The sequence below is a fragment of the Piscinibacter sp. HJYY11 genome (assembly GCF_016735515.1).
In the GTDB taxonomy this organism is placed as follows: Bacteria; Pseudomonadota; Gammaproteobacteria; order Burkholderiales; family Burkholderiaceae_C; genus Rhizobacter.
Genome location: NZ_JAERQZ010000001.1, coordinates 1,201,078 through 1,215,427 on the forward strand (window position 1 = coordinate 1,201,078; position 14,350 = coordinate 1,215,427).

Below are 14,350 nucleotides of genomic sequence, written 5' to 3' on the forward strand. Positions count from 1 at the left end.
GCGATTATAGGTGGCGCCCCTCTGGCGAAGCCGCGTGCGGGGAGATGCCAGGACGTGCGACTTATCATGGTCCGAGCCCCAGCCGGAGACAAAACCATGGACATGAAAACATCCCCCCTCGCCCTGTTGGCCGACCAGGGCCTGCTCAGGAACAACGCCCTCGTCAACGGCGAATGGATCGGCGGCAGCGCCCGTTTCGACGTGGTCGACCCGGCCACCGGGCAGAAGCTGGTCGACGTGGCCAACCTCGGCGCCGCCGAGACCCGCCAGGCGCTGGACGCCGCCAATGCCGCCTGGCCGCTCTGGCGCAGCAAGACCGCCAAGGAGCGCGCCACGGTGATGATGAAGTGGTTCCACCTGCTGCATCAGCACGCCGACGACCTGGCGCGCATCATGACGGCCGAGCAGGGCAAGCCGCTCGCCGAGGCCAAGGGCGAGGTGATCTACGGCGCGAGCTTCATCGAGTGGTTTGCCGAAGAAGCGCGGCGCGTCTACGGCGAGACCGTGCCCACCACCGACAACAACAAGCGCTACCTCGTCATCAAACAGGCGATGGGCGTGGCGGCGGCCATCACGCCGTGGAACTTCCCGATCGCGATGATCACGCGCAAGGTGGCACCGGCGCTCGCAGCCGGCTGCCCGGTGGTGATCAAGCCAGCCGAGCAGACGCCGCTGTCGGCCCTGGCCGTTGCCGAACTGGCTCAACGTGCCGGCATGCCCGCCGGCGTGCTCAACATCATCACGGCCGACGGCGCCAACTCGATCGAGGTGGGCAAGGTGCTGTGCGCGAGCGACATCGTGCGCCATCTCTCCTTCACCGGCTCCACCGAGGTGGGGCGGATCCTCGCGGCGCAATGCGCGCCGACGATCAAGAAGCTCTCGCTGGAGCTGGGCGGCAACGCGCCCTTCATCGTGTTCGACGATGCCGACCTCGACAGCGCCGCCGAAGGCGCACTCGCCAGCAAGTACCGCAACGCCGGCCAGACCTGCGTCTGCGCCAACCGGCTCTACGTGCAGGACAGCGTGTACGACGCCTTCGTGGCCAAGCTCACCGAGAAGGCGAAGTCGATCAAGGTCGGCAACGGCTTCGAATCCGGCGTGACGCAAGGCCCGCTGATCGACGACGCGGCCATCGCCAAAGTCGAGAAACACGTGGCCGACGCCATGGCCAAGGGCGGCAAGGTGCTCACCGGCGGCAAGAAGATCGGCGACCGCTTCTACGAGCCGACGGTGATCGCCAACGCGACGAGCGACATGCTCTGCGCCCGCGAAGAAACCTTCGGCCCGGTGGCGCCGGTGTTCCGCTTCAAGACCGAGGCGGAGGCGATTGCCGCGGCCAACAACACCGAGTTCGGGCTGGCCAGCTACTTCTACAGCCGCGACGTGGGCCGCATCTTCCGCGTGGGCGAAGCGCTGGAGTACGGCATGGTGGGCATCAACACCGGCCTGATCTCGACCGCGGAAGTGCCGTTTGGCGGCGTGAAGCAATCAGGCCTGGGCCGCGAAGGTTCTCACCACGGCATCGACGACTACGTCGAGATCAAGTACCTCTGCTTGGGCGACATCAACAGGTAGTTCAGTCGTTCGCCGAGTCCTGCATGCCATAGGCGCCGAGCAAGGCGCCGGTGGATGCATGCCGCAGCAGCGGCTCGGGCTGCTTGCCGTCATCGGGATACTGCGCCACACCCACATGCGCCGTGATCGGCACTTCGGTCCCGGCGATCTTGAACGGGTCGCGCAGCGAGCGCAGCAGCTTCTGCACCACGTATTCCGCATCGGTCGCCGATTCGGTCGACGGCAGCAGCACCGCGAACACATCCCCGCCCAGCGACGCGACCACGTCGCTCGCGCGCACGCCGGCACGCAGGCGCACCGCGATCTTGCGGCGCACAACGTTGGCCGACTCCACGCCGTGGCCGCTCTCCACGCCCTGCAGCCCTTCGATGCGGAACGCCAGCACGCTCACCGGCTTGGGCTCGCGCTCGCGCAAGGCGAGCAGCTGGCTCATGTGCTCGATCAGCTGCTGTCGGTTGGGAAGGCCGGTGCCCAAATCGGTGGCGTAGGCCTTGCGCGCCTCCACCTCGACCTGCTTGCGCTGGACCGCCAGCCGCACGCGCTGGGCGAGCGACCCGGCATCGGCGTGCAGCACCACGTCCTGCACGCCGGTGTTGAGCAGCCGCTGCTGGGTGGCGGCATCGATCGCGTCGGCCAGCACCAGCACCGCGGCATCGGCGCACACCGCTGACAGCGCCGCCCACGGGATGGGCGCTGCCTTGGCGCCGGACGGCAGGCACACGAGCGCGGCCTCGGCATTGGCAATCGCGTCGCGGGAGGCCTGCACGCTCAGGTCTTGCACCGCGTTCGCCGTGAAGGGGCCCCATGCCCCAGCGTCGGGCAGGTCGAAGGCCGGCGACTCAGGCCGGTCCACCCACACGACACGAAGCAGCTTGTCAGTCATGCCCGGCTCTCCCCACGACGTGGCTCATCAACGACAAGGGCCGCAAAAGCGGCCCTGCGGTATGGGAATGTGGAGCGGGTGAAGGGAATCGAACCCTCGTATGAAGCTTGGGAAGCTGCCGTTCTACCATTGAACTACACCCGCAATGTGGCGCGGATTCTAGCGTGGCGGCCAAAGCGCCCTCGCGCGTCACCAGAACAGGAGCCACAGCAGCGCAATGATCAAGGCCCACTTGCCCACGTAGTACAGCCGACGGTTGGCTGCCTTCAAGGCCTTGGCCTTCAGCCGCGCCGCGTAGAGGTGGCGGAAGAAGCGGTTGATGCCCCCCACCGAATCGTGCTCGGTTTCGACGTTCTGGCTCGACGCTGCGGCCATCACGTGGGTGGCGAAGAACCGGTTGAACCAGCGCATGGCCTTCGTGTGCAGGGGCCGCTCGACGTCGCAGAACAGCACCACCCGCTGCTGCTCGGTGGTGTTTTCGGCGTAGTGGATATAGGTCTCGTCGAACATCACGGCCTCGCCGTCGCGCCAGTGGTAGCGCTGGCCGTCGACCTCGATGAAGCAGCCCGGGTCGTTGGGCGTGGCGAGACCGAGGTGATAGCGCAGAGAGCCCGCATAAGGGTCGCGGTGCCGTGTGAGACGGGCGCCTGGTGGCAACGACGCGAACATCGCCGCCTTGATGCTCGGAATGCTCTTGAGCAACGCCACGGTCTGCGGGCACTGCAGCTGAGCTGACGGCAACTCCTTGCCGTACCACATCAGGTGAAAGCGCTTCCAGCCGGTGCGGAAGAACGAGTTGAATCCGATGTCGTTGTAGCCCGTTGCCGCCCGGATCTGCCCGCTGTCCTGCAGCTGCAGGGCTTCGTCGCGGATCGTCTGCCAATGCGCGGCGAGGGGCGCGAGCTCGGGAAAGTCGCGGGTGTCGAGGTAAGCCGACGCACGCACGCGCGAGAAGAGATACATCAGCGCGTTGACCGGCGCCAGCAGGATGGTGAAGTCGAGCGCCCGCTTGAGCTCGAAGCGCTCGCGGCCGCGTAGGTGGGCGTACAGCGCCGACGCGACGAAGGCCAGGAGCACCCAGTGTCTGAGGACCATGGCCGCGGATTCTGTGGTTGCACCAATAGCTGAGTGAAAACCCGGGGATCTACTCGCACGCCTGCTCGATACAAGGCCGCACTCCAAACCGGGCTTGCAGCGTCGAGCGCCTGTTTCCCACCAGAGAACGCGGCCTCGGGAAATCGATATTCGCTGTTTTTGCACGGTAATCCATATTTGCGGCCCCAACAAAGAAGTTCCAAGGAGACATCGCATGACTTTCCCCCTCAGCCGCCTCGGGCACGCGACCCGGATGCTCTGCGGCCTCGGCCTGACCGTCGTCGCTGCGGCCGCCCAGGCCGACGTGCTGCTCGACCAGAGCTTCAGCGCCGGCCTCGGCGGCTTCACGTCGAGCGGCAGTGTCAGCACCGGCAGCTACGGCGCACGCATGACCGCGTCGGCGTTCAGCACCGACGGCGCCATCCGTTCGGCGCCCATCAGCACCGTCGGCTTCAGCAACCTCACGCTGCAGTTCAGCCGCAGCTCCACCGGTCTCGACACCGGTGAGGCCGGCATCGTCGAGTTCTCCACCAACGGCAGCACCTACACCGTGCTCGAGTCCAGCAACAGCGCGTCGGGCGCCGCCACCTTCGCGTTGCCGACCACCGCCGCCGGCCAGGCCACGCTCTACATCCGCTTCCGCGTCAACGCCAACAGCAGCACCGAGTCGTACACCGTCACCAACGCCCGCATCGAAGGCACGCGCACCGGCAACCCGCCGACGGGTGGCCTCACCGACCCGGGCACCGGCCCGTGGACGCTGGTCTCGCCCTCCAACGTGGCCAACGAATGCAAGCTCGACCCGAGCGCCTTGCAGCAGGCCAACCGCACCCTCGGCCTGTCGTACGCGATCGTGCGCTACGGCAAGCTCTGCCACGAGTACTACCCGAGCGGGCGCGACACGGCGAGCCAAGTCTATTCGACGACGAAGACCATGGGCGCCCTGACGATCGGCGCGCTGATCCACCAGACCCGGAACATCCCCGCCACGACCACGCGCAAGCGCGGCCCGCTGGGCGAGTTCCAGCGCATCGACCACTGGCTCGACAGCTTCACCTTCCACCGCGACTCGACGACCGCCCACGTGCTGGGCATGGTGAGCGACGCGTCGTCGAGCCTCAGCTACCCGAACCGCGAGTTCGTCTACGACACCGTCGGCAGCGATGCGATCAACCGCCTGAGCGACGTCGTCAACACCGTCGTCGCGCAGGACACCACCCGCCTGGGCAGCAACATCGGCGCCTTCTGGACGCGCTACCTGGCGCAGCCGCTGGGCTTCGAGAACTCGACCTGGGGCAGCTCGTCGTCGAGCAAGAACTTCGCGACCAGCTGGCAGACCACCATCCGCGACATGGCGCGCCTGGGCCTGCTGATGAACAACGGCGGCGTGTGGGGTGGCCAGCGCCTGGTCGACGTGAACTACCTGTACAACCTGGCGCACACCTCGTTCGAGGACGCCAACACCCGCTACGGCTACCTGACCTGGCTCAACGAGGCCGACTCCTGTGCACCCAAGCCGCAGTACCGCAGCTACCCGCACGGCCCGGTCTCGGGCGCACCGAACTGCGGCCGCACGACGGGCTGCCCGGCGCAGCAGCACGACGTGGGCGTGTTCTTCGCGGCCGGCCTTGGCGGCCAGTACATCATCGTGCACCGTGGCCTCGACATGGTGATCGTGGTGAAGGACTCCGGTGGGCAGTCGGGCGAGGAGCCCGGCCGCTTCTGGCAGGCAATCCGCCCAGCCGTGGTGGCGCTCGACCCGACCTACCGCGGCAACAACGCTGCCTTCTGCTCGGCCTACGGCGCAGGCAACTACGCCCCCGACCTGAAGCTGTGGGAAGGCGGGCGCTGATCACTCGCATCCAACCCGAGTGACACCCCGGCCGGCGCGAGCCGGCCGGGGACATCGACCGAAGCGCGTGGAACGAAGAGGCCGAACCCGGCCTGCGGGCACAATGCGGCCCCTCCATGAGCGACGACACCTCTTCCCCACCCCAGCGACGCGGCATCAAGAGCTTCGTCGTCCGCGCCGGCCGCATGGGCACCGGCCAGATCCGCGCGCTCGAGACGCTCGGGCCGCGCTTCGTGCTGCCCTATGAGGCGAAGCTGCTCGACCCCTCCGCCGTCTTCGGCCGCGAGGCCCCGCTCGTGCTGGAGATCGGCTTCGGCATGGGCCAGGCCACGGCCCAGATCGCCGGCACCCTGCCCGGCACCAATTTCCTCGGGGTCGAGGTGCACACCCCGGGCGTGGGGGCGCTGCTCAAGCTCATCGACGAACAGCAACTGAGCAACCTGCGCATCGTGCAGCACGACGCAGTCGACGTGCTGGAGCACATGCTCGCCCCTGGCTCGCTCGCCGGCGTGCACATCTTCTTTCCCGATCCGTGGCACAAGAAGAAGCACAACAAGCGGCGGCTGGTCCAGGCGCCCTTCGTGGCCAAGCTCGTGACGCGCCTCGCGCCCGGCGGCTACTTGCATTGCGCCACCGACTGGCAGCCGTATGCCGAGCAGATGCTGGAAGTGCTGTCGGCCGAGCCCGGCCTGCGCAACACGGCCGAGGGCTACGCGCCCAAGCCGGAGTACCGACCGCTCACCAAGTTCGAGAACCGTGGCCTCAAGCTCGGCCACGGGGTCTGGGATCTGGTGTTCACGCGGCCCACGTGACCAAGCCCGTGTAGGCCGTGCCGAGCACGATCAGGCCGAACACGATCCGGTACCACGCGAAGATCGTGAAGTCGTGCGTCGACACGTAGCGGATCAGCCAGCGGATGCAGATCAGCGCGCTGACGAAGGCGAACACCGTTCCCACCAGGAACATCGGCAGGTCGCTCCACTGCAGCAGGTCGCGCTGCTTCCACACCGAGTAGGCGCCGGCGCCCATCAGCGTGGGGATGCCCAGGTAGAAGCTGAACTCGGTGGCCGCCTTGCGCGAGAAGCCGAGCACGATGGAGCCGATGATCGTCGCGCCCGAGCGGCTGGTGCCGGGGATGAGCGCGAAGCACTGCAGCAAGCCGACCTTCAGCGCATCGAGCGCGCTCATGTCGTCGACCGTTTCCACGCGTGCCTGGCGCGTGCCTTCGGTGTCGCTGGCACCGTAGAGCCGCTTGTGGCGCCGTTCCACCCACAGGATGATGAAGCCGCCCACGATGAAGGCGATGGCGACCGGCACCGGCTTGAAGAGATGCTGTTTGATGATGCCGCCGAAGGCCAGGCCCAACACCACGGCGGGAATGAAGGCCACGATCACGTTGCGCGCGAAACGCTGCGCCACCGGGTCGTGCGTGAGGCCGGTCACCGTGCGGCCGAGCTTCAGCCGGTACTCCCAGATCACCGACAGCATGGCGCCCGTCTGGATGGCGATCTCGAACACCTTGACCGTGTCACCGGTAAAACCGAGCAGCGAGCCGGTCAGGATGAGGTGGCCGGTGCTCGAGATGGGAAGGAACTCCGTCAAGCCCTCGACGATGCCCATGATGGCTGCCTTGAGCAGCAGTACGAAGTCCAAAAGAACGCCCCCAGATAAAAAGACGCCGCATGATAGCGACGGGCTATGACGCAAACCCCGGAGTTGGAGCAAGGGCCGTTCCTTGACCCCGTCGGCTCGGGGCGGCTACATTACTGACCGGTTGGTCAGTATCTCAACCCCCTCCTCCATGTCCAAAACCTCCCCCGCCGCCGCCCCCACGCGGCAACGCCGCAAGGAAGCGCGCCCCCAGGAGCTGCTCGACGCAGCGCTGGAGCTCTTCGTCGAAAAAGGCTTCGCCGCCACCCGCTCCGACGAGGTGGCGGTGCGTGCCGGCGTCTCCAAGGGCACGCTCTATCTCTATTACCCGAGCAAGGAAGAGCTGCTCAAGGCGGTGATCCAGCAAAACCTGAGCGGCGTGATCGCCGAAGGCGCCGGCATCGTCGATCAGTTTGAAGGCCAGAGCGCCGAGCTCCTGGCCATGCTGATGCGCATGTGGTGGGTGCGGGTGGGCAACTCGCCGGCTGGCGGCATCCACAAGATCATGATGTCGGAGGTGCGCAACTTCCCCGAGATCGCGCAGTTCTACCGCGACGAGGTGATCCAGCCGGCCGCCGACCTGCTGATCCGTACACTGCGCCGTGGCGTGGAGCGCGGCGAATTCCGCCCGCTGCCGTATGAAGAAACCGTGCATGCGCTCATCGCGCCGCTGATCTTCATGTCGCTGCACAAGAACTCCTTCGGTGCCTGCCCGGCCGAAGGCATGGACTTCGACCCTGACCGGGTGATCGATGTCCACATCGAGCTGATGCTCCACGGGCTGCTGGCCAAGCCAGACACGACGACAAAAACAGGCTGAGGGAGAACCACGTTTCATGACCAAGACCCGACTCAAGTGGCTGATCGGAGGGATCGTGCTGCTGCTCGTGTGCGCGCTCGTCGCGCGCACGCTGGTCGCCAAGCGCCAGGCCCGTGCCGCAGCCGCGCAGCCGGCGAAGGTCACGCAGAGTTATGACCTCGCCCCGACCGACGTGGTCGTCGCAGGCCAGCAGGAGCTCGTGCGCACGCTGTCGGTGTCGGGCGGTCTGAAGGCGGTCAACAGCGCCTTCATCAAGGCCAAGGTGGCGGCCGAAGTGAAGTCGCTCACCGTGCGCGAAGGCGACCCGGTCAAGGCCGGCCAAGAACTGGGCCAGCTCGACACCTCCGAGCTCGTGCTGCGCGTCGGCCAGGCCGAGCAGACCGCGGCGTCGTCACGCGCGCAGCTCGACATCGCCAGGCGTGCGCTCGAGAACAACCGCGCGCTCGTCGCCCAGGGCTTCATCTCGCCCACCGGGCTCGAGACCTCGGTCTCCAACGAAGCCGCGGCCCGCGCCAACTACGGCGCGGCCCAGGCCGCTGTCGACCTCGCGCGCAAGTCGCTCGCCGATGCGCGCCTGGTGGCGCCGATCTCCGGCACCGTCTCGCAGCGCCTGGTGCAGGTGGGCGAGCGCGTCTCCATCGACACGCGCCTGATCGAGGTGGTCGACCTCTCGCGCATCGAGCTCGAGGCCGCCGTGCCGGCCGAGGACGTGGCCGACGTGCGCGTGGGCCAGGTCGCCCGGCTCGAGATCGACGGCTACAGCGAGCCCGTGGAAGCCACCGTCGCCCGCATCAACCCGAGCACCCAGGCCGGCACCCGTGCGGTGATGGTCTACCTGAGCGTGAAGCCCCACCCCGGCCTGCGCCAGGGCCTGTTTGCCAAGGGCAGCATCGAGCTGCAGCGCCGCAACGCGCTCGTCGTGCCGACCGGCGTGGTGCGTGTCGACCAGGCCCGGCCCTACGTGATGGCCATCGTCGATGGCCGCATCGCACACAAGCCGGTGACCACTGGCGCGCGCGGCGAAGCGAGGCTCAACGGTGCGCGCGAAAGCGTGGTCGAGATCACCGAAGGCCTCACCGCCGGCACGCAGGTGCTGCGCGGCACGGTGGGCCTGCTGCGCGACGGCACCGCCGTGACGCTCGCCACGCCACCGTCGGCCACACCCGCGCCAGCCTCGGCAGCCGCTGCCCGCTGAGGCCCAGCCGCCATGTGGTTCACCCGCGTTTCCATCAGCAACCCGGTCATGGCCACGATGGTCATGCTGGCCTTCGTCGTGCTGGGCCTCTTCAGCGTGAAGCGGCTCGCGGTCGACCAGTTCCCCAACGTCGACTTCCCGACCGTCGTGGTCCAGATGGACTACCCCGGCGCCTCGCCCGAGATCGTCGAGGCCGAGATCACCCGGAAGGTCGAGGAAGCGGTCAACACCATCGCCGGCATCAACGCCCTCTCCTCGCGCTCGTACGAAGGCTCGTCGGTCGTGATCGTCGAGTTCAACCTCGACGTCGATGGCCGCAAGGCGGCGGATGACGTGCGCGAGAAGATCGCCCTCATCCGCCCCAATTTGCGCGATGAGGTCAAGGAGCCGCGCATCTTCCGCTTCGACCCGCAGAGCGCGCCGATCTTCAACGTGGCGGTGCTGTCCCCTGAAGGCAAGAAGTCCTCGCAGGAGCTGACCACCTGGGCGACCCAGGTGCTCCAGAAGCGCCTGGAAAACGTGCGCGGCGTGGGCTCCGTCACGGTGGTGGGCGGCGTGAAGCGCCAGGTCAACCTCTACCTGCGCCCCGCCGCGCTGGAAGCCATGGGCGTGAGCGTCGACCAGGTGCTCGCCGCCGTGCGCAGCGAGAACCAGGAGCTGCCCATGGGCGCCCTGCAATCGCGCGAACAGGAGCGCGTGGTGCAGATCAACGCCCGCCTCAAGCGCCCCGAGGAGTTCCGCGACATCGTGGTCGCCCGCCGCGGTGGCAACGCGATCAAGCTCTGGCAGGTGGCCGACGTGGTCGACGGCCCGCAGGAGATCGAGAGCCTCGCGCTCTACAACGGCCAGCGCACGGTGCTGCTCTCGGTGCAGAAGTCGCAGGGCGAAAACACGATCGCCGTGGTCGACGGCCTGCTGGCCGCCCTCAAGGACGTGGCCCCGCTCGTGCCGCAAGGCGTGAAGGTCGAGGTCAACCGCGACAACTCGCGCTCAATCCGCGTGTCGGTGGCCAACGTGACGCAGACGCTGATCGAGGGCGCGGTGCTCACGGTGTTGATCGTCTTCCTGTTCCTGAACTCGTGGCGCTCGACCGTCATCACCGGGCTCACGCTTCCGATCGCGCTGATCGGCACCTTCCTCTTCATGTACCTCTTCGGGTTCACGATCAACGGCATCACGATGATGGCGCTGAGCCTGTGCGTGGGCCTCCTGATCGACGACGCGATCGTGGTGCGCGAGAACATCGTGCGCCATGTGCAGATGGGCAAGAGCCCGATGCAGGCCTCGCTCGACGGCACCGCCGAGATCGGCCTCGCGGTGCTGGCCACCACGCTGTCGATCGTGGCGGTGTTCCTGCCCATCGGCTTCATGGGCGGCATCGTCGGCAAGTTCTTCCACCAGTTCGGCATCACCATCGTGGCCGCGGTGCTGATCTCGATGTTCGTGAGCTTCACGCTCGACCCCATGCTCTCGAGCGTGTGGCACGACCCGCAGGCGCATGAGCACGGCCGCCAGGGCCCGCCGGTCACGCTGTACGACAAGACCATCGGCCGTGTGACCGGCTGGTTCGACCGGCTGACCGGGTGGCTGTCCGACGCCTACCAGCAGATCCTCGGCTGGTCGCTCAAGCACAAGCTCAAGACGCTGCTGGTGGCGCTCGCCACCTTCGTCGGCAGCTTCTTCCTGATCCCCATCCTCGGCGCGGAGTTCATTCCCAAGGCCGACTTCTCCGAGACGCAGATCAATTTCTACACGCCGGTCGGCTCGTCGCTCGAGACCACCGAAGCGCGCGCCAAGCAGATCGACGCCGCGCTGCGCGAGCTGCCCGAAGTGCGCCACACCGTAACCACCATCAACGGCGCCGGCTCGCCGGGCAAGATCTACGGCGCCGTCTACGTGCGCCTGGTCGACCGCAAGGACCGCCAGCGCAGCGTCGACCAGCTCACCGGCCCGCTGCGCGAGCGGCTCGCGCGCATCCCCGGCATCACCGTCACCAACATCGGCGTGACCGACCTGGGCGGCGGCAAGAGCCTGCAGTTCTCCATCCAGGGGCCTGACCTGGCCGAGCTGGAGCGGCTGTCGAACCTCGTGATGCCCAAGCTGCGAGAGATCCCCGGCCTCGTCGACCTCGACACCACGCTCAAGGCCAACAAGCCGACCGTCTCGATCGACGTCAAGCGCGAAGCCGCGGCCGACCTAGGCCTCAACGTCAACGCGCTCGCCGGCACGCTGCGCACGCTCGTGGCCGGCACGACCGCCGGCAACTGGCGCGCGCCCGACGGCGAGAACTACGACGTCAACGTGCGGGTGACGCCCGAGGCCCGCGTGGCGGTGGACGACCTGCTGCGCGTGCCCATCAACGTGGCCGCCGCGCCCGATGGCTCGCCGCGCATCGTGCGCCTGTCGCAGGTGGCCGAGGTGACGCCCTCGACCGGCCTCAACCAGATCAACCGCCGCGACCTCAACCGCGAGATCAACGTCGACGCCAACGCCTACGGCCGCAGCGCCGGCGAAGTCTCGGCCGACATCCGCCGCGTGCTCGACACCGTGGCCTGGCCGCCAGGCTACCGCTACAGCTTCGGCGGCTCGACCAAGAACATGACCGAGTCGTTCCAGTACGCCATCGGCGCGCTGGCGCTCGCCATCGTCTTCATCTACATGATCCTCGCGAGCCAGTTCAAGAGCTTCCTGCAGCCGATCGCGCTGATGGCGTCGCTGCCGCTCACGCTGATCGGCGTGGTGCTCACCCTGCTCGTCTTCGGCTCCACGCTCAACATGTTCAGCATCATCGGCATCGTGATGCTGATGGGCCTGGTGACGAAGAACGCGATCCTGCTGGTCGACTTCGCCATCCGCAGCCGGGCCGGCGAGAACGGCTCGGCGCCGATGGGCCGCGAAGAGGCACTGCTGCACGCCGCCGAGGTGCGGCTGCGCCCGATCCTGATGACGACGCTTGCGATGGTCTTCGGCATGGTGCCGCTCGCGTTCGCGCTCTCCGAAGGCTCGGAGCAGCGCGCGCCGATGGGCCAGGCGGTGATCGGCGGCGTGATCACCTCGTCGCTGCTCACGCTCGTCGTCGTGCCCGTCATCTACTGCTACCTCGACGACCTGGCCGCCTGGGCCCGGCGCAGGTTCGGCAGCGGCCGGCATGCCACTGCTGACATCGCTCCGCAACCCGCGGGCGGCAAATAGAATTTTTGGCTCACCCCAACGCTTCACCTGAGAACAACGCCATGAACACCGAGCAAGCCCGCTTCAACATGATCGAACAGCAGATCCGCCCCTGGGAAGTGCTGGACCCGAGCGTCCTGTCCCTGCTGGCCGTGGTCAAGCGCGAAGACTTCGTGCCCGCCGCCTACCGCAGCATGGCCTTCTTCGACACCGAGGTGCCGTTGCCGAACGGCCAGGTGATGCTGGCCCCGAAGATCGAGGCGCGGCTGCTGCAGGAACTGGAGGTGCGCAAGCACGAGCGCGTGCTCGAGATCGGCGCCGGCTCTGGCCACATGGCCGCGCTGCTCGCCCACAAGGCGCGCCAGGTCGTCACGCTCGAGATCGACCCGGTGCTCGCGAGGCTCGCCTCCGAGAACCTCAAGAACGCCTCGGTGACGAACGTCAGCGTGGTCGAGGGCGACGGCTCCAAGCGCCTGCCCACCGCCGGCCCGTTCGACGCGATCCTGCTCTCGGGCTCGGTCGCTTCCATCCCGCAGGCCCTGCTCAACGAGCTGAAGGTCGGCGGCCGGCTCGCCGCCATCGTGGGCCAGGAGCCGGTGATGAACGCCGTGCTCGTCACCCGTGTGGGCGAGAACGATTTCAAGAGCGTCAACCTCTTCGACACCGTGGCGCAGCGCCTGTCGGGCTTCGACGAGCCGTCGCGCTTCCACTTCTGAAACCCTTCCCGAACGCAGTACAACCCAAGGACCTGTTCATGTCCCCTGCTTTCACGCGCCTCGCCCTTGCGGCAGCGCTTGCCCTCGGCGCCCTGCCTGCCGCCCATGCCCAGTCGCTGCAGGAGCTCTACGACACCGCGCGCGGGTACGACGCGACCTATCTCGCGGCACGGGCGCTCGCGGATTCGGCCCAGTACAAGGCCGACCAGGCGCACGCGCTGCGCCGGCCCAACGTAGGTGCGGAGCTGTCGTACGCACGCACGACAAGCGACTCGCCGCAGGGCGTCAACAACTCGCGGGGCCCGAACACGGCGCTGCGGGCGACGCAGAGCCTCTTCAATCGCGCCAACGACGCGACCATTGAGCAAGCCGACCTGAGCGTGACGTCGGCAAAGGCGGACTTGCAGCTTGCGGAGCAGGACCTGATCGTGCGTCTGGCACAGGCCTACTTCGATGTACTGACGGCCCAGGACGCGCTGACCACCGCGCAGGCCAGCAAGAAGGCCATCTCGGAGCAGCTGGCCTCGGCGAAACGCAACTTCGAGGTCGGGACCGCCACGATCACCGACACGCGTGAAGCCCAGGCACGCTTCGACCTCTCGACCGCGCAGGAGATCGCCGCTGAGAACGACCTGCTCACCAAGCGCATCGCGCTCGACCAGTTGGTTGGTCGCACCGGCGTCCAGCCGAAGCCGCTGGCCGCCCCGGTCGCCTTGCCTCCGGTGGTGCCTGCCGATGTGAACGAGTGGGTCACAAAAGCGGAAGATGCGCCCCAAGTGCGCAAGCAACGCATTGCCTACGAGCAGTCGCAACTCGAGACGAGCAAGGCCCGAGCCGGCCACCTGCCCACCGTGGCCCTGGAAGGCGGCTACAGCAAGGGCCGCACCGACAGCAACGGCAATCAGGGCGGCATCAACTTCGATCGTTCGGGCCCGACCTCCGGCTCCAACGTCGCCCTGAAGGTGACGGTGCCTCTCTTCGCGGGCTTCTCCGTGCAAAACCGCGTCAGGGAAACGCTGCTGCTCGAAGAACAGGCACGCAACGGCCTCGAAGCCTCGCGACGCAGCGTCGCCCAGGCCACACGGCAATCCTTCTTCGGCGTGCAGTCGCTGACCGCGCAAGCCAAGGCCCTTGAAGCTGCCGAATCCTCCAGCCAGGTGGCGCTCGAAGCAACGCAACTCGGATACCGGGTCGGCGTTCGAGTGAACCTCGACGTGCTGAATGCGCAGACGCAACTCTTCTCGACCCGGCGTGACCTGGCCAAGGCCCGCTACGACGTCCTCGTCAACAGCCTCCGCCTGCGCCAGGCAGCGGGCCAGCTGAGCCCGGCTGACGTGGCCGCCGTCAACAGCCTGCTCGCGAAGTAAACCCGTCATTCCCGCTCCCGCGGGAA

General features: G+C 67.4%; 11 protein-coding genes and 1 tRNA gene. 8 read left to right on the plus strand and 4 right to left on the minus strand.

The window, feature by feature from the left end:
• Positions 1-96 precede the first annotated feature (96 nt).
• Positions 97-1,575, plus strand: coding sequence for an NAD-dependent succinate-semialdehyde dehydrogenase (locus JI745_RS05430; protein ID WP_201804424.1), 1,479 nt, complete (start codon positions 97-99; stop codon positions 1,573-1,575).
• Position 1,576: 1 nt separating this feature from the next.
• Here JI745_RS05430 and JI745_RS05435 read toward each other — a convergent pair whose 3' ends face one another.
• The 3 genes from JI745_RS05435 to JI745_RS05445 all read right to left on the minus strand — a co-directional run bounded on the left by JI745_RS05435 (position 1,577) and on the right by JI745_RS05445 (position 3,553).
• Complete coding sequence (locus tag JI745_RS05435) at positions 1,577-2,458, minus strand: GGDEF domain-containing protein (protein WP_201804425.1); 882 nt, start codon at positions 2,456-2,458, stop codon at positions 1,577-1,579.
• A gap of 70 nt (positions 2,459-2,528) precedes the next feature.
• A tRNA-Gly gene (locus JI745_RS05440) sits at positions 2,529-2,602 on the minus strand.
• Positions 2,603-2,647: 45 nt separating this feature from the next.
• The gene (locus JI745_RS05445) at positions 2,648-3,553 is read right to left on the minus strand and encodes an aspartyl/asparaginyl beta-hydroxylase domain-containing protein (RefSeq protein WP_201804428.1); all 906 of its coding nucleotides are present in this window, start codon (positions 3,551-3,553) and stop codon (positions 2,648-2,650) included.
• Between the two features lie 214 nt (positions 3,554-3,767).
• Between JI745_RS05445 and JI745_RS05450 the strand changes: the two genes are divergently transcribed.
• Positions 3,768-5,405, plus strand: coding sequence for a serine hydrolase (locus JI745_RS05450; RefSeq protein WP_201804430.1), 1,638 nt, complete (start codon positions 3,768-3,770; stop codon positions 5,403-5,405).
• A 116-nt stretch (positions 5,406-5,521) separates the two neighbouring features.
• Positions 5,522-6,217, plus strand: coding sequence for a tRNA (guanosine(46)-N7)-methyltransferase TrmB (trmB, locus tag JI745_RS05455; protein WP_201804431.1), 696 nt, complete (start codon positions 5,522-5,524; stop codon positions 6,215-6,217).
• Here trmB and JI745_RS05460 read toward each other — a convergent pair.
• On the minus strand, positions 6,201-7,058 hold the full coding sequence (locus tag JI745_RS05460) for an undecaprenyl-diphosphate phosphatase (protein ID WP_201804433.1): 858 nt from the start codon (positions 7,056-7,058) through the stop codon (positions 6,201-6,203). The two genes, trmB and JI745_RS05460, sit on opposite strands and share 17 nt — an antisense overlap.
• Positions 7,059-7,206: 148 nt before the next feature.
• Here JI745_RS05460 and JI745_RS05465 point away from each other — a divergent pair, with 148 nt between their 5' ends.
• Genes JI745_RS05465 through JI745_RS05485 form a run of 5 tightly spaced genes read left to right on the plus strand, consistent with a single transcriptional unit; the run spans position 7,207 to position 14,324 of the window.
• On the plus strand, positions 7,207-7,875 hold the full coding sequence (locus JI745_RS05465) for a TetR/AcrR family transcriptional regulator (RefSeq protein WP_201804434.1): 669 nt from the start codon (positions 7,207-7,209) through the stop codon (positions 7,873-7,875).
• 16 nt (positions 7,876-7,891) lie between these two features.
• A complete protein-coding gene (locus JI745_RS05470) occupies positions 7,892-9,070 on the plus strand; it encodes an efflux RND transporter periplasmic adaptor subunit (RefSeq protein WP_201804436.1) in 1,179 nt (392 codons plus the stop codon).
• A 12-nt stretch (positions 9,071-9,082) separates the two neighbouring features.
• Positions 9,083-12,262, plus strand: a complete 3,180-nt coding sequence (locus tag JI745_RS05475; protein WP_201804437.1) for an efflux RND transporter permease subunit — start codon at positions 9,083-9,085, stop codon at positions 12,260-12,262.
• Positions 12,263-12,303: 41 nt separating this feature from the next.
• Positions 12,304-12,957 carry a protein-L-isoaspartate O-methyltransferase gene (locus tag JI745_RS05480; protein ID WP_201804438.1) on the plus strand — a complete coding sequence of 218 codons (654 nt, stop codon included), beginning with the start codon at positions 12,304-12,306 and terminating at the stop codon, positions 12,955-12,957.
• Positions 12,958-12,995: 38 nt separating this feature from the next.
• Positions 12,996-14,324 (plus strand): TolC family outer membrane protein, encoded by a 1,329-nt coding sequence (locus JI745_RS05485; RefSeq protein WP_201804441.1) that lies wholly within the window; start codon positions 12,996-12,998, stop codon positions 14,322-14,324.
• Positions 14,325-14,350: the final 26 nt, after the last annotated feature.